Genomic DNA, 14,897 nt, shown 5'->3' on the forward strand with positions numbered 1-14,897 from the left:
CCATCCTTCTTCAATCATAGTGTACATTGTTATTCCTCCTTTGCCCCCATACTGCCTGAACAGGAATTTATTGAATCAGCCGAATGAGATGGAGAAATCCGGCTACTGACTCTTTAGGCATACTCATGCCGTTCTACTGCTTGAATCAGGTGCAAGCCTTCAATATGCATCAAATCGTTTGGGGCATAAAACCATCAAAACAACTGTCGACACTTATCTTAATATTACTGAAAAAATTGAAGAAGACGAACTAAAAAAGTTCGCCTCCTACACTAAAAGATAATTTCAACCTGGCACAAATTTGGCACGATATGAAATCCTCTCAAACCTCTGATATATAAAGGTTTTTTATTTATTAACCAATAGAACCTTCCATTTCAAACTTAATCAAACGGTTCATTTCAACGGCGTATTCCATTGGCAGTTCTTTTGTGAATGGTTCGATGAAGCCCATGACGATCATTTCTGTTGCTTCTTCTTCAGAAATTCCGCGGCTCATCAAGTAGAATAGCTGTTCTTCTGATACTTTTGATACCTTCGCTTCGTGCTCTAATGAAATGTTGTCGTTTAAGATTTCATTGTAAGGGATCGTATCAGATGTTGATTTGTTATCCATGATGAGTGTGTCACACTCGATGTTTGAGCGTGCACCCTCTGCTTTGCGTCCGAAGTGTACGATTCCACGGTATGTGACTTTACCGCCTTGTTTGGAAATCGATTTCGATACGATCGTTGAAGATGTGTTTGGTGCAAGGTGAATCATTTTTGCACCTGCATCTTGGTGCTGACCTTTACCTGCTAGGGCAATACTTAATGTCATACCACGAGCGCCTTCACCTTTTAAGATGACAGCTGGGTATTTCATTGTCAGCTTAGAACCGATGTTTCCATCAATCCATTCCATAGTTGCATTCTCTTCACATACTGTACGTTTTGTCACAAGGTTGAAGACGTTGTTTGCCCAGTTCTGAATCGTCGTATAACGGCAGTAGCCGCCTTTTTTGACGATGATTTCAACAACCGCACTGTGAAGTGAGTTTGTTGTGTAAACTGGAGCTGTACAGCCTTCTACGTAATGCACATGTGCGCCTTCATCAACGATGATCAGTGTACGTTCGAACTGGCCCATGTTCTCAGAATTGATTCGGAAGTATGCTTGAAGTGGTGTATCTACTTTTACGCCTTTTGGTACGTAGATGAATGAACCACCAGACCATACAGCCGAGTTAAGCGCAGCAAATTTGTTGTCAGTCGGAGGAATGACTTTTGCCCAGTGCTCACGGAAGATGTCTTCGTTCTCTTTTAATGCACTGTCTGTATCTTTAAACACAATGCCTAGATCTTCAAGATCTTGCTTCATGTTGTGATACACAACTTCAGATTCATACTGAGCAGATACACCTGCTAAGTACTTTTGCTCTGCTTCAGGGATTCCAAGCTTATCAAAGGTTTGTTTGATTTCTTCTGGTACTTCATCCCAAGAACGCTCAGAGCGTTCTGATGGTTTTACGTAGTACGTAATTTCATCAAAGTTTAATGCATTTAAATCTCCGCCCCATTGTGGCATCGGCATGTTGTAAAAGTGCTCAAGAGATTTCAAACGGAAGTCGAGCATCCACTGAGGCTCTTCTTTCATACGAGAAATTTCTTCAACGATCTCTTTTGTCAGTCCGCGCTCTGAACGGAAAATGGAAACGTCTTTATCAGAAAAGCCGTATTTATATTCACCAACATCTGGCATTTTTTTAGCCATCCATTTTCACTCCAATCTTATGATTTGCCGTTATCTTCGGCAGATGCGCCTTTTTCAAGCGCCTTCCAGGATAATGTTGCACATTTGATGCGCGCTGGGAATTTTGCGACTCCCTGCAGCGCCTCAATGTCACCAAGATCAATGGAATCGTCGTATTCTTTTCCTAGCATCATATCGGAGAAAATCTGAGACATTTTCAAAGCTGTTTCAATATCTTTCCCTTTAATCGCCTGCGTCATCATAGAGGCAGATGCCATCGAAATCGAGCATCCTTCTCCTTCAAATTTCGCATCGATGACTTTTTCGTCTTCGATTTTCATCGTGAGACGAATGCGGTCACCACACGTTGGGTTGTTCATATCGACGACAATGCTGTCGTTTAACACACCTTTGTTTCTCGGATTTTTATAATGATCCATAATCACTTGTCTGTACAGTGTGTCTAAGTTTACATTAAAAGACATTCGTAAAATACTCCTTTGTCTTACGGAGCGCTGCCATGAGCTCGTCAATCTCCTCTTCTGTATTGTACAGATAGAAGCTTGCTCTTGCAGTCGCTGATACACCAAGCCATTTCATGAGCGGCTGTGCACAGTGATGTCCAGCACGAATGGCGACACCTTCCGTATCTAGAACAGTTGAGGCATCATGAGGATGGACGTCGTCTAAGTTAAACGTCACAAGTCCAGCTCGGTGCTGCGGTCCGTAAACCGTGGCACCTTCAAGCTCCTTAAAGCGCTCAAGTGCATAAGTCGCAAGCTGATGCTCATAACGGCTGACTTCCTCCATTCCGATGTCATTTAAGAAATCAATCGCTTTTCCGAGCCCAATTGCTCCTGCAATAATCGGTGTTCCCGCTTCAAATTTCCACGGCAGCTCTTTCCATGTAGAATCATATAGATCCACAAAGTCGATCATTTCACCGCCAAACTCAGCAGGCTCCATATTATTCAAAAGGTCCTTCTTCCCGTAAAGAACACCAATGCCAGTCGGTCCACACATTTTATGCCCAGAGAAGGCGAAAAAGTCGCAATCCAAGTCCTGAACATCAATTTGCATGTGCGGGGTGCTCTGGGCACCATCGACGACGATAATTGCACCGTGATCGTGAGCAATCTTTGCGATGTCTTTAATTGGGTTGATGGTTCCTAATACGTTTGAGACATGTGTGACAGCAACGATTTTCGTTTGATGTGTGATGGTTTGCTTCACATCTTCAAGCGACAGCGTGCCGTCTTCCTGTAACGGAATATATTTCAACGTGGCGCCAGTTGCTTTTGCTGCCTGCTGCCAAGGGATGATGTTCGCATGATGTTCCATATGCGTAATAACGATCTCATCGCCTTCTTTAAGGTTTGCTCTAGCATAGCTGATTGCCACTGTGTTCAGTGCTGTTGTTGTACCTCTAGTAAAAATAATCTCCTGGACAGAAGAAGCGCCAATGAATGCTCGAACTTTCTCTCTTGCACCCTCGTATGCGTCCGTTGCTCTTGTGCCAAGGGTATGAACACCCCGGTGGACGTTCGAGTTGTAAGACCGGTAATACTCATTCATTGCATCAATGACAACTCGTGGTTTTTGAGATGTCGCTGCACTGTCCAAATACACCAAATCATGTCCGTTCACTTGCTGATGAAGGATTGGAAATTGCTCACGAACGTCTTTGATATTCATTATTTTACTTTCCTTTCAATCACAGAAACGAGCTGCTTTTTAACTCCTTCAATCGGCAGTTCTTTGACGACTGGATTTAAGAAGCCATAAATGACAAGTCTTTCTGCATCTTCTTTGGAAATCCCACGGCTCATGAGGTAATAGAGTTGAATTGGATCCACACGCCCAACAGAAGCAGCGTGCCCTGCTGTTACATCATCTTCATCGATTAAAAGAATTGGGTTAGCGTCACCGCGTGCTTTCTCACTCAGCATGAGAACACGAGATTCTTGCTCTGCATTTGACTTCGTTGCGCCATGCTCGATTTTACCAATCCCGTTAAAGATAGAAGATGCTTGATCCTTCATGACACCATGCTTCAAGATATACCCTTCAGAGTTTTTACCGAAGTGGATGATGCTTGTTGTGAAGTTTTCCGTTTGATTACCGCGGCCAACAACAACTGATTTCGTATCACCGAATGTACCGTCGCCCATAAGCTTCGTGATGTTTTCAGACACAACGTCTCCATCATTCATCAGACCAAGCGCCCATTCGATTTTACTGTCACGACCATTTGCCATACCACGTCTATTCACATAGACTGTCACACCTTCTGCAAGGTTATCCACTGCACCGTAAGTGACGCGAGCATTTGCACCTGTGAAGACTTCAGACACGATATTGAAGATCGCTCCTTCTGGTGTTGCCGTACTGATGTAGTTTTCGACATATGTCACAGCACTATGATCGTCTGCTACAACGATGACATGGTTGAACAACGTTGTTTCGTCATTTTCATGAAGATAAACGGCTTGAATTGGTGCTTCAAGCTCTACGTTTTTCGGTACATAGAGGAAAGCTCCGCCATTCACTAAAGCAGCATGTAGAGCTGTTAGTTTGTGCTCATCCACTTTCACTGCATCAGTCATGAAATATTTCTTCACTAGCTCTCCATGTTCGCGAATCGCTGTATGGATATCAGTGAAGATCACGCCTTTGTCTTTTGCTTCAGTAGAAAGAGACAAGTATGCTGGCGTTTGATCACGCTGAATATAGACTGTCTTATCTGTGTCCTCTAAATCAATAAGAGACTTCACTTCTTCAGGAAGCTCTTCTAAAGATCCAAATGGCGCACTTTCGACTGTATGCTGTTTGAAATTGGTTAAATTCCATTTAGAAATATTCGTTTTGTCAGGCTTTGGCATTGGAAGGTCTTCTGCTTTTTCAAGAGCCTGTAAGCGAAGGGAACTCATCCATGCCGGTTCCTGATGCTTCTCGGAGAAGCTTTTGACATAATCTTGATCTACTGATAATTTCGTTTCTAATGTCATCAATAATCCTCCTAACGCTTACGCTTCTTGACCAACAGTTTCGTCTTCAATTCCTAACTCTTTTTTAATCCAGTCATAACCTTCTGCTTCTAGACGCTGCGCGAGTTCTGGTCCGCCAGATTTCACAATACGTCCTTGCATCATGACATGAACGTGATCTGGTGTGATGTAGTTCAATAAACGCTGATAGTGAGTGATCATTAAGCAGCCGAAGCTTTCGCCGCGCATTTTATTAATTCCTTTAGAAACAACTTTCAGCGCATCGATATCAAGACCAGAATCGATTTCGTCAAGGATGGCGATTTTTGGTTCAATCATCATTAATTGAAGAATTTCGTTGCGTTTTTTCTCCCCGCCTGAGAAACCTTCGTTTAGGTAGCGTTGCGCCATATCAGGGTCCATTTCAAGGAATTCCATGTTTTCGTCCATTTTGCGGATGAATTTCATGAGAGAGATTTCATCGCCTTCTTCTCTGCGTGCGTTAATAGCCGAACGAAGGAAGTCTGCATTTGTTACACCACTAATTTCAGATGGATATTGCATTGCAAGGAAAAGACCCGCTTGAGCGCGCTCATCTACTTCCATTTCAAGAACATCTTCGCCATCAAGCAAAATGCTGCCTTTTGTCACTTCATACTTAGGGTGGCCCATGATTGCAGCAGATAAAGTAGATTTACCTGTACCGTTTGGTCCCATTACTGCGTGGAATTCTCCACCTTTTATTTCTAGGTTTACACCTTTTAAGATTTCTTTCCCTTCAATCTCAACGTGCAAGTCCTTAATTGTTAATGTCGAAGCAGTCATATATCGATACCTCCAAAATAATCATTATTCTCAATTTATTCTCATTCTAATTTTATAACAAATTAAAAGTGAATACAACACATTCACGACAAGCGTGAGAGGATGCTCTCAAAATTCTAACAAAAAATACAGGTAGATAAAAGGATTTATGTCGAAAAGACTGTTTTCATAAAGAAAGGACGGGAAACTATTCTCCCCGCCCCTTAGCTATCAATAGCCTCGTATATTCATTTTTGCGAGCTGTCTTTTCTCATCTCGATAGGACTGCTCTCGTTTAAGTTCTACTTTCATTCGTAAGTCATGGTCTCTTTCGTACTCTGCATAACTCATGCCATGAGATTGATGCATGGCCTTTTCCATCTCGGCGGTATAATCCAATCCCAGTGTACTCTGGTCCGAACAAATAATAAACCATTCCCTTCTTTGAGTGTAGCTTCATTGTATCAAAGGCATGCTGCTTCACTCAAAAGGGATATAACACGCTATGCTGGCATATTTTCTCACACAACCGGCTGAGAACGACTCAACTCCCTGATTTGGAAAAATACCATCTTATCCTTCCCTTAATGCGTCTGTCCTCCAAATTCATCAATACATTGCTGAACAACTGTGATGCCTTGACTTAGCGCAGCACCGCCGCCAAACGCTGCCGCCACACTGACGACCTCCAGCAAATTCTCTTCTGTTGCGCCTTGGTCGAGCGCTCCCTTTGTATGATAGATCATGCAATATTCATCTTGTGCATGAATGCTGATGCCAAGGGCAATCATTTGTTTTTCTTTTTGTGTTAAGGAATCGCTCTGAAAGCACTGCTCCGTAAATTCATTAAATTTCTTGCCAAACACCGGCATTTTCTTCTGAAATTCACCCATTGCCGTTTTATAATCCGTCAGTGATTGTTGCATCGATCCGCTCATATGTTGTTCATTCATCTTCATTCCATCCCTTCAAGTCATTTGTTCGTTTTTATTATGAGCGAGATTTGAAAAAATACACAAAAAAACCTCGCTTTCATGAAGCGAGGTTTACAAGTTGTTATTCAGATACAGGCAATACTGCACCATCATACTTTTTGTCGATGAATTCTTTGATTTTATCAGAGTGAAGAACTTCCATTAATACCTTGATCTTCTCTGATTTTTCGTCACCTTTGCGAACAGCGACGATGTTTGCATACGGGTTGTTTTTCGTTTGCTCAAGTTCGATTGAATCTTTTTTCGGATTCAATTTATTTTGGATCGCATAGTTAACGTTAATAAATACAGCGTCGCCTTCACTGTTTTCATAAGCTTTCGCTGTTAGTTCAGGAGCGATTTTTTTGAATTTTAGGTTCTTCGGGTTTTCTTTGATGTTTTTGACTGTTGCGTTGATTGTATCTACTTTTGGATCAAGCTTGATCACACCAGCATTTTGTAATAGGGCAAGCATACGTCCTTGCTCAGCTACGTTGTTTGTCATGATGATCGTGCCGCCGTTTGGAATATCTTTTACTGATTTGTATTTCTTAGAGTAGATACCGAAAGGCTCAAGGTGAACGGCACCAGCACTTACTAGGTTGTAATCTTTGTTTGATTTATTTTCTTCGTTTAAGTAAGGGATATGTTGGAAAAAGTTCGCATCCACTTCTTTTTCAGCTAATGCTTTGTTGTACATTTTATAATCGCTCAGTACTTTCACTTTTAGATCGTAGCCTTTTTCTTTTAGAAGTGGTTTTGCTTCTTCAAGAATCTCGGCATGTGGTGTTTTTGAAGCGGCAACCGTGATGGTTTTGTTATCGCTTGCGTTATTTGATGAACCGCAAGCAGCTAAAATGCCTGCAAATGCTAGAAATAGTGCACTTAAAATCAATTTCTTCATGAATAATTCCTCCCTTAACGTTTATCAATTTTATTTGTAATCAAATCACCGATTATTTGAATGATAAAGACGATGATCAGAATAAACACAGTGGCTACAAGTGTGACATCTGTATTACCAGATTGGTATCCTTCCACATAAGCAAGGTCACCAAGTCCGCCTGCTCCAATTGCTCCTGCAATCGCAGTAGAGCCAATCAGAGCAATTGCTGTTACAGTAATTCCTGAAATAAGGGCTGGCAGTGATTCTGGAAGCAATACTTTGAAAATAATGGTCGACGTTTTTGCTCCCATAGATCGTGCTGCTTCAATGACTCCTTTGTCTACTTCACGCAGTGCAATTTCAACAAGACGTGCGTAGAAAGGAGCTGAGCCAATGACAAGGGCTGGTAATGCTGCATTTGGGCCTAATATCGTGCCCATAATTAGTTTAGTAAATCCTAATAATAGAATGATTAATATGATAAAGGGAATCGATCTGAAAATGTTGACGACTGCGCCGATGACAGCATTAATTGGTTTGTTTTCCCACAAACCGCCTTTACTTGTCAAAAAGAGCAACAGCCCAAGGATGATGCCGATAGCAAAAGCAAACGCTAATGCAATGAGTGTCATATAGACCGTTTCACCCGTCGCGTTCCAAATAACCTCTAGATCAACGTTCGGAAACCATTTCTCAAACATGTGTCATCACCTCGATTTCAACCTGTTTGCTTTGGATATAGGCGATGGCTTTTTCAACTTCGTTCTCGTCCCCATTAATATGGATAAAGAGTGTTCCAAACGCGCCTTCCTGCGTTTGAGAAATCTTTCCTTGCAGGATGTTCACATCGACCTTGAAGGATCGAATAATTTCCGTGATCAGCGGCTGTTCGGCAGAATCTCCAATAAAGGACAACCTGACGACCTGACCTTCTTTTACTCTCTCTAGGACGTGCTCGATCGTTTCTTTTGCTTCTTCTGGTTCAGCAAGCTGTTTCACGAATCGCTTCGTCATTTCTTCTTTCGGCTGTCTGAAGACACGTAATACTTCGCCTTCTTCGACAATACGGCCATTCTCCATCACTGCCACACGGTGACAAATTTTGCGAATGACGTGCATTTCATGTGTGATCAATACAATGGTGAGTCCTAGTCGTTTATTAATATCGGCTAAAAGCTCAAGGATGGAATCCGTTGTTTGTGGATCAAGCGCAGAAGTGGCTTCGTCACATAGCAGAACTTTTGGGTCATTCGCTAATGCTCTCGCAATCCCTACACGCTGCTTTTGCCCGCCGCTGAGCTGAGAAGGATATGCATTTTCTTTTCCTTCTAAACCGACCAATTTAATCAGTTCGTTTGCACGAGCTCTCCGTTTTGACGTTGGTACACCTGCGATCTCGAGCGGGAACATAATATTTTGTCTCACTGTTCTTGACCAGAGCAAGTTAAAGTGTTGGAAAATCATGCTGATTTCTTGTCTTGCTTTCCGAAGTTTCGCATTCGATACTTCATTGATCCGGTTGCCTGCCACTTCAACGATTCCTTCTGTTGGCAACTCCAGACCGTTTAATAGGCGAATCAAGGAGCTTTTCCCAGCGCCGCTATACCCGATAATTCCGAATATTTCACCTTTATCGATATCCAAGTTGACGTCTTTCACGGCATCAACATTTCCGCTTTTTGAAAGATACGTTTTTGATACATTCTGTAAATGGATCACAGTCTGTTCACCTGCTTTCTTGCTGAATCTATAGGTTGCCATCACATACGTTCATTTATTCTTCCGACTGTTATGACTCTAGCCTGACGCAAGGTCAGTAAAAAAGACCTAACTGCAACGCAAGCAGAAAGGCCTTTTATATCAAATACGCCTTTCTCTCATCTTTCAAAGCGTTGCGGCTTTGAGTGAATTGGCACCAATTTCAGCTATGCTGACGGTTGCCGGGTTTCATAGGGCACGTCCCTCCACCTCTCTTAATAAGAGAAAATATGTTGTTTTATGTGATGTTCATGTTTTTACTAACGTAGAATATCATGCTATCTGAGATATGTCAACGCTGTAAATCGCTAATTTCCAAGTAAACGACTACGTTATCATTTTTCGAAAAAAACCGTTCGTCAGCCAAAGTACCGCTTCTAGTCTAAGAAGTGCTCGAAATGAGCCTTTCACTTTCACTTGTCCTCTGCTGATCAGCTGCTGTAAGGACATGTCTCCATCTAATAATTGCAAAATCTCTTTTCGCTCACCATAAAAGATGAGATCCGATAACTCAATTGCAGGTAGTTTCTTCACTTCACCACGTTCATCCACAATCAATGTACAAGAGTCCGTTTCCGCCTCAAATGTAATCTTCAAGGATGATGATGAGAGCAACGGCTTTAACAATAATCGCTGCCCTGCACTTCCATGGGCTTTCACATTTTCCACATGTATAACCTCCCTGTCATTTGGTTATACATAACATTTCTCTACAAACATCGGCTTGTCCTTTATAAATAGCTCGACAAATTTTCAAATGAATTGCTTGAAATATGACAAAAAACCGCTTTATTTAGCGGTTTCAATCATTTCGTGAAGATATGGAACGGAGTGAAAAGCATAGCCTTTTTGCACGATTTCACCCTCTTTAAACAGGAGAAAGCAAGGGACACTTTCGATCTCAAATGCTTTTGCAAAACTTGGCGAGTAATTTAAATTATTCTCATAAAAAGGAACTTCCGGCTGCATGGCATCAACCACTGCCAGCATCTTCTTTGCCAGCTGGCATGTTCCGCAAAATGGTGTATATAAGTACAAAAGAAATAAATCGTCCTCTATCTCCTTGAATTCATGCTCTTCAATCTCTTTCATATACGTCACCCTTATAAATATTTCGAATGAACATCAATGTTTGCAGCTAATAGAATAGATGCAATATGGGCTGACGGTGAAGCGGCCACTTCGCGGTACGTTCTGTCGACAAAAAGATGCAGTGCTTCAGGGAATTCTTTTCGAAATTGCTTCCGCAGTTTGTCGCCAGCATCGTCACTGTCTGCTAATATGTAAACGTCTTTCCCGAATAAATCGTCCACAAGCTGATCCAGCTTCGATGTACTGATCGTGCCATTGGTGCAAATGATGGTAACAGGTTCACTTATGACTTCTTTTAGCTTCTGTTTATCTGATTTACCTTCTACAATGATGACCTTTTCTATCTCGACATTCATCACGATCACCCGGCCCTTTTGACGTTGATTCACTTCTTCCTTAGATTACAATCTTTCATTCAGGTTGTAAAGATTGGGCAATTGATCAACAAAAAGACTGCAGCACTCACTGCAGCCTTATCTGTGATCAGCACCAGCCATTTTCATCGTCACAGTCTACATATTTTTCAGTCCCATGGGTCAACGTATCTGACAGACGATAAAAACGGTTTTGATCATAGGAATAACCTGATTTTAATTCATATTGATTTTCACTAATCATCGTGCCAATCTCTTCGTTTTGATGGTAAAGCACCATGCCGCTCTCTTTGAATCGTCCAGTGACATGCTCTGTTATATCCACCTGTTCTTTTTGAAAAGACAAATTGGACACCCCCCATATAGGTAGAGTGTCCAATTTCACATGAATTAGTCTTCTTTTGTCATTTCTTCATATTGCTCAGCTGTCATTAAGTTCTCGATTTCAGATGTATCCGCTGGCTCTACTACGATCATCCAAGCTTTTTCGTATGGAGAGTCGTTGACGAACTCTGGGCTGTCATCAAGCTCATCGTTTACTTCAACGATTGTGCCGTTAATCGGTGCGTATAGTTCAGAAACTGTTTTGACTGATTCTACACTTCCGAAAGGCTCGTCCGCTGTAATTTTGTCTCCTACTTCAGGAAGCTCAACGAACACGATATCACCTAGCTCAGATTGAGCAAAATGCGTAATACCGATACGCACCTTATCTCCTTCTACTTTGACCCATTCGTGTTCTTCTGAATAACGTAAATCTTTTGGTGTGCTCATTTCATACCCCTCCAGTCTTTTCTTACAATCTATATTGAAGATACCACAATCTGAATGAAAGTTACATCATTTCCAGACGCTTTTAAATGTATCTTCATTAAATCCAACTGTCACTCGTTTGCCGTCTGTTGTAATTGGACGCTTGATTAGCATTCCGTTAGACGCAAGTAATTCAAGCTGCTCGTCCTCTGACATTGCAGGAAGTTTATCTTTCAGCTGCAGCTCTCTGTATTTCTGACCGCTCGTATTAAAAAATTTCTTCAGCTCTAAACCGCTTTTTTCGTAAAGGGCTTTTAATGTTTCTTTATCAGGCGTCTCTTCGACGATATGTATGCTGTTGATGTCTTTATTGTGTTCTTCCAGCCATTTCTTTGCTTTTCGGCATGTACCGCAAGATGGGTATTCGTAAAAATCTAAAGCCACCATTTTCACCTCCTGCAAATAGTGACAACATTTTATCACAAAATGTTTTAAAAACCTAAATGTATGCTTACAAAAAGGTGCGACATGATATCCGCACCTTTTAAGCCGTCTTATACGATATATTTCTCTGCTTCAAAGATTCGTTTTGCCACCTCACGCTTTTTCGCAATGACATTCATTGGCGTGAATCTTGTCAGCTTGCGAAGGGCTGACAGACTCATACGGAGTGAATCTCCTTCTTCCATGGCAATCAATGATTCTTTCGCATGAGCTTCAATCTTTAAAAAGGCTTCCTGTGTGAAAATTTGTGTATACGCCAGCTTTTGTGCATTTTTTTCTGCGCCTGATACAGCGATTGCTTTTTCCGTACGCAAGACCGCCGACTCAGCCGCAAAGAGTTCATTGACGATATCTGCTATATTCACAAGGATTTCTTGCTCTTTGTCTAATGCTTTCCCATATTTCATCGCCGCCATTCCAGATACCATTAAGGCGATCTTTTTCGCATGGGCAAGTAAGTATTTCTCTTGATCAAGCGGCTGATCACCCGGCTCTTCCGGCATCATCATCATCAGCTCTTCCTGTAGGGTTTGCGCTTTTTGAAGAAGCGGAAGCTCTCCTTTCATCGCTTTCTTCAAGAAGGTGCCTGGCACAAGCAATCGGTTAATTTCGTTCGTTCCTTCGAAAATACGGTTAATTCGTGAGTCACGATAAGCTCTTTCGACTTCGTATTCTTGCATGAAACCATATCCGCCGTGAATCTGCACACCTTCATCCACAATGTAATCGAGCGTTTCAGAGCCAAGCACTTTACAAAGAGAGCATTCAATCGCATATTCTGCAATGGATTGCGCAATTTGTTTCCCATCCTTTTGCTCCTCGTCACTTAATAGACCCATTCTTTGTTCAAATAACCCGACTGTGCGGTATACAGCACTTTCCATGGCATAGAGCTTTGCTGACATGTTGGCTGCTTTTTCGCCAATTAAGCTGAATTGAGAAATTGGTGTTTTAAACTGCTTACGCTGATTGGCATACTCTGCCGATAATTGAATGACTCGTTTTGATGCACCGATTGTCCCTACAGCCAGTTTATAGCGTCCAATGTTCAAAATGTTAAAGGCAATGACATGGCCTCTGCCTGCTTCACCAAGCAAATTCTCCTTTGGCACTTCGGCATCTTCAAGGATTAACGTTCTCGTCGAGGACCCTTTAATGCCCATCTTTTTCTCTTCAGGTCCTGTTTTGACTCCAGGAAAATCCTTTTCTACAATGAAAGCAGAGAAGTGTTCCCCATCAATCTTCGCATACACGACAAACACATCGGCAAATGCGGAGTTTGTGATCCATTGTTTTTCCCCATTGAGGACATAATGTGTTCCAGCTTCATTCAGGACTGCCGTTGTTTTCGCACCTAGCGCATCAGAACCTGACCCTGGCTCTGTTAGGGCATATGCCGCAATTGTTTCTCCTGAGGCGAGTCCTGGCAGATACTTTTCCTTTTGCGCTTGATTGCCGAACAGCACGATCGGCAAAGAACCGATCCCGACATGGGCGCCGTAAGAAAGAGAGAAGCTGCCTGCTCTTGCAAATTTTTCAGTAATGATGGCTGAGCTGATTTTATCTAGCCCAAGCCCGCCAAATTCCTCAGGAACATCCGCACCAAGCAGGCCAAGCTCTCCAGCCTTTTTCAAGAGACGAACAGAGTGCTCGAATTCATGATTTTCAATTTGATCGATGTGCGGAACGACATCTTGTAAAATGTAATCTTCCGTTGTTTTCCCGATCATTTGATGTTCATCAGAAAAATCCTCTGGTGTAAAGATATGCTCATAATTCGTCTCATCTATTAAGAAACTGCCACCCTTTTTTACTTCTTCCATTGCTTTCATCCTGTTTTCCCCCTTTAGATCAATTCAAAAATGCCTGCTGCTCCCATGCCCCCGCCGATACACATCGTCACAATACCAAATTGTTCATTTCGCCGTTTCATTTCATGAATGAGGGACAGCGTGAGTTTCGTTCCTGTACAGCCTAGCGGATGTCCTAATGCAATGGCGCCGCCGTTGACATTTACCTTCTCTTCATCGATCCCTAAATGACGAATGACTTGAATCGCCTGAGAAGCAAATGCTTCATTTAATTCAAACAGCCCGATGTCCTTCAGCTCTAGACCAGCGATTTTCAGCGCACGCGGAATGGCTTCAACCGGCCCAATCCCCATGACTTCAGGTGGTACACCGCCAACAGCAAACGCCCTGAACTTGGCGAGCGGCTGAAGAGAAAGAGAAGATGCTTTTTCGCGATCCATCATCATGACACATGCCGCTCCATCACTCGTCTGCGAAGAGTTTCCTGCAGTCACTGTGCCTTTTGTTGAGAAGGCAGGTCGTAACGTTGAGAGAACCTCCTCTGTTGTGCCCGCTCTGACACCTTCATCTTGTGAGAACGTAAATTGGCGTTCTTCTAGTTGATTCTGCTCTCCTACCCGTCTTTCTGTCACATCAACGGGAACAATTTCATCTGAAAATTTCCCTTCTTGAAGTGCCTTTGCTGCCTTTTGATGGCTCCTCACCGCAAAAGCATCTTGATCTTGTCGTGTGACCTGATACTTTTGCGCCACTTGCTCCGCTGTGTGGCCCATGCTCATATAGTATTCAGGCGCTTGCTCTGTCAAAAGAGCGTTTGGACGAATGGAGTGACCCATCATTGGGACTTGCGACATCGATTCGACGCCTCCAGCCAAAATGGTTTCTGCCTGCCCAAGCATAATTCGTTCACCTGCATAAGCAATTGACTGCAGACCAGAAGAGCAATAGCGGTTAATGGTAATAGCAGGTACTGTATATGGCAAACCTGCTAAAGCCCCAATATTCCGGGCCACATTCAGCCCTTGCTCTGCTTCTGGTGTCGCACATCCGATGATTAAATCATCGATTGTTCCATCATAATCACCGGCACGCTTTAGCGTTTCTTTTACACACAATGCGCCCATATCATCAGGTCTGACATGTTTTAATGATCCCTTTTTGGCTTTCCCTACTGGTGTTCTTGCGCCAGCTACAATCACTGCTTCTCTCATTTTGACTCCCC

At 42.5% G+C, this 14,897-nt stretch carries 18 protein-coding genes and 1 riboswitch; all 18 genes read right to left on the bottom strand.

What is annotated here, in order from left to right; genetic code table 11:
• Positions 1 to 355: 355 nt before the first annotated feature.
• A complete protein-coding gene (gene sufB / locus FXF70_RS00980) occupies positions 356 to 1,753 on the bottom strand; it encodes a Fe-S cluster assembly protein SufB (protein WP_007500362.1) in 1,398 nt (465 codons plus the stop codon).
• 17 nt (positions 1,754 to 1,770) lie between these two features.
• Entirely contained in the window at positions 1,771 to 2,217 is a 447-nt protein-coding gene (gene sufU / locus FXF70_RS00985) for a Fe-S cluster assembly sulfur transfer protein SufU (protein ID WP_008347017.1), read from the bottom strand.
• The gene (locus tag FXF70_RS00990) at positions 2,207 to 3,427 is read right to left on the bottom strand and encodes a cysteine desulfurase (protein WP_035389339.1); all 1,221 of its coding nucleotides are present in this window, start codon (positions 3,425 to 3,427) and stop codon (positions 2,207 to 2,209) included. The genes sufU and FXF70_RS00990 overlap by 11 nt, the downstream gene beginning before the upstream one ends.
• Positions 3,427 to 4,740, bottom strand: coding sequence for a Fe-S cluster assembly protein SufD (sufD, locus tag FXF70_RS00995; protein WP_148779686.1), 1,314 nt, complete (start codon positions 4,738 to 4,740; stop codon positions 3,427 to 3,429). The genes FXF70_RS00990 and sufD overlap by 1 nt, the downstream gene beginning before the upstream one ends.
• An 18-nt stretch (positions 4,741 to 4,758) precedes the next feature.
• Entirely contained in the window at positions 4,759 to 5,544 is a 786-nt protein-coding gene (gene sufC / locus FXF70_RS01000) for a Fe-S cluster assembly ATPase SufC (RefSeq protein WP_007500355.1), read from the bottom strand.
• A 210-nt stretch (positions 5,545 to 5,754) separates the two neighbouring features.
• A complete protein-coding gene (locus tag FXF70_RS18985) occupies positions 5,755 to 5,892 on the bottom strand; it encodes a YuzK family famiily protein (protein ID WP_008356693.1) in 138 nt (45 codons plus the stop codon).
• A 215-nt stretch (positions 5,893 to 6,107) separates the two neighbouring features.
• Positions 6,108 to 6,476, bottom strand: a complete 369-nt coding sequence (locus FXF70_RS01005) for a carboxymuconolactone decarboxylase family protein (RefSeq protein ID WP_003212803.1) — start codon at positions 6,474 to 6,476, stop codon at positions 6,108 to 6,110.
• 103 nt (positions 6,477 to 6,579) lie between these two features.
• Positions 6,580 to 7,401: a methionine ABC transporter substrate-binding lipoprotein MetQ gene (gene metQ / locus FXF70_RS01010; RefSeq protein ID WP_007500351.1), complete on the bottom strand. Its 822-nt coding sequence runs from the start codon at positions 7,399 to 7,401 to the stop codon at positions 6,580 to 6,582.
• A gap of 14 nt (positions 7,402 to 7,415) precedes the next feature.
• Positions 7,416 to 8,084 (bottom strand): methionine ABC transporter permease, encoded by a 669-nt coding sequence (locus tag FXF70_RS01015; protein ID WP_025207943.1) that lies wholly within the window; start codon positions 8,082 to 8,084, stop codon positions 7,416 to 7,418.
• A complete protein-coding gene (locus tag FXF70_RS01020; RefSeq protein ID WP_017359288.1) occupies positions 8,077 to 9,102 on the bottom strand; it encodes a methionine ABC transporter ATP-binding protein in 1,026 nt (341 codons plus the stop codon). The genes FXF70_RS01015 and FXF70_RS01020 overlap by 8 nt, the downstream gene beginning before the upstream one ends.
• A gap of 155 nt (positions 9,103 to 9,257) precedes the next feature.
• Positions 9,258 to 9,366: riboswitch (SAM riboswitch) on the bottom strand.
• Between the two features lie 102 nt (positions 9,367 to 9,468).
• A complete protein-coding gene (locus tag FXF70_RS01025) occupies positions 9,469 to 9,810 on the bottom strand; it encodes an SCP2 sterol-binding domain-containing protein (protein ID WP_008347033.1) in 342 nt (113 codons plus the stop codon).
• A gap of 120 nt (positions 9,811 to 9,930) precedes the next feature.
• Positions 9,931 to 10,233 (bottom strand): thioredoxin family protein, encoded by a 303-nt coding sequence (locus FXF70_RS01030; RefSeq protein ID WP_017368017.1) that lies wholly within the window; start codon positions 10,231 to 10,233, stop codon positions 9,931 to 9,933.
• Between the two features lie 11 nt (positions 10,234 to 10,244).
• Positions 10,245 to 10,589 (bottom strand): toprim domain-containing protein, encoded by a 345-nt coding sequence (locus FXF70_RS01035; RefSeq protein WP_008347035.1) that lies wholly within the window; start codon positions 10,587 to 10,589, stop codon positions 10,245 to 10,247.
• 127 nt (positions 10,590 to 10,716) lie between these two features.
• The gene (locus tag FXF70_RS01040; RefSeq protein WP_008347037.1) at positions 10,717 to 10,953 is read right to left on the bottom strand and encodes a YusG family protein; all 237 of its coding nucleotides are present in this window, start codon (positions 10,951 to 10,953) and stop codon (positions 10,717 to 10,719) included.
• A 44-nt stretch (positions 10,954 to 10,997) separates the two neighbouring features.
• Positions 10,998 to 11,381 carry a glycine cleavage system protein GcvH gene (gene gcvH, locus FXF70_RS01045; protein ID WP_003213614.1) on the bottom strand — a complete coding sequence of 128 codons (384 nt, stop codon included), beginning with the start codon at positions 11,379 to 11,381 and terminating at the stop codon, positions 10,998 to 11,000.
• Between the two features lie 66 nt (positions 11,382 to 11,447).
• Positions 11,448 to 11,804, bottom strand: a complete 357-nt coding sequence (locus tag FXF70_RS01050; protein ID WP_008356673.1) for an arsenate reductase family protein — start codon at positions 11,802 to 11,804, stop codon at positions 11,448 to 11,450.
• 110 nt (positions 11,805 to 11,914) lie between these two features.
• Entirely contained in the window at positions 11,915 to 13,696 is a 1,782-nt protein-coding gene (locus FXF70_RS01055; RefSeq protein WP_148779687.1) for an acyl-CoA dehydrogenase family protein, read from the bottom strand.
• 14 nt (positions 13,697 to 13,710) lie between these two features.
• Positions 13,711 to 14,886: an acetyl-CoA C-acetyltransferase gene (locus FXF70_RS01060; RefSeq protein WP_019743167.1), complete on the bottom strand. Its 1,176-nt coding sequence runs from the start codon at positions 14,884 to 14,886 to the stop codon at positions 13,711 to 13,713.
• Positions 14,887 to 14,897 lie beyond the last annotated feature (11 nt).

Source organism: Bacillus sp. Y3, assembly GCF_008123875.1.
Lineage (GTDB): Bacteria > Bacillota > Bacilli > Bacillales > Bacillaceae > Bacillus > Bacillus altitudinis.

Bases quoted from the DNA above. Each gene is read 5' to 3' on its own strand.
- sufD (WP_148779686.1), bottom strand. From the start codon at position 4,740: ATGACATTAGAAACGAAATTATCAGTAGATCAAGATTATGTCAAAAGC.
- metQ (WP_007500351.1), bottom strand. From the start codon at position 7,401: ATGAAGAAATTGATTTTAAGTGCACTATTTCTAGCATTTGCAGGCATT.
- FXF70_RS01030 (WP_017368017.1), bottom strand. From the start codon at position 10,233: ATGAAAGAGATTGAAGAGCATGAATTCAAGGAGATAGAGGACGATTTA.
- FXF70_RS01005 (WP_003212803.1), bottom strand. From the start codon at position 6,476: ATGAATGAACAACATATGAGCGGATCGATGCAACAATCACTGACGGAT.
- FXF70_RS01055 (WP_148779687.1), bottom strand. From the start codon at position 13,696: ATGAAAGCAATGGAAGAAGTAAAAAAGGGTGGCAGTTTCTTAATAGAT.
- sufB (WP_007500362.1), bottom strand. From the start codon at position 1,753: ATGGCTAAAAAAATGCCAGATGTTGGTGAATATAAATACGGCTTTTCT.
- FXF70_RS01035 (WP_008347035.1), bottom strand. From the start codon at position 10,589: ATGAATGTCGAGATAGAAAAGGTCATCATTGTAGAAGGTAAATCAGAT.
- sufU (WP_008347017.1), bottom strand. From the start codon at position 2,217: ATGTCTTTTAATGTAAACTTAGACACACTGTACAGACAAGTGATTATG.
- FXF70_RS00990 (WP_035389339.1), bottom strand. From the start codon at position 3,427: ATGAATATCAAAGACGTTCGTGAGCAATTTCCAATCCTTCATCAGCAA.
- FXF70_RS18985 (WP_008356693.1), bottom strand. From the start codon at position 5,892: ATGCATCAATCTCATGGCATGAGTTATGCAGAGTACGAAAGAGACCAT.
- gcvH (WP_003213614.1), bottom strand. From the start codon at position 11,381: ATGAGCACACCAAAAGATTTACGTTATTCAGAAGAACACGAATGGGTC.
- FXF70_RS01060 (WP_019743167.1), bottom strand. From the start codon at position 14,886: ATGAGAGAAGCAGTGATTGTAGCTGGCGCAAGAACACCAGTAGGGAAA.
- sufC (WP_007500355.1), bottom strand. From the start codon at position 5,544: ATGACTGCTTCGACATTAACAATTAAGGACTTGCACGTTGAGATTGAA.
- FXF70_RS01015 (WP_025207943.1), bottom strand. From the start codon at position 8,084: ATGTTTGAGAAATGGTTTCCGAACGTTGATCTAGAGGTTATTTGGAAC.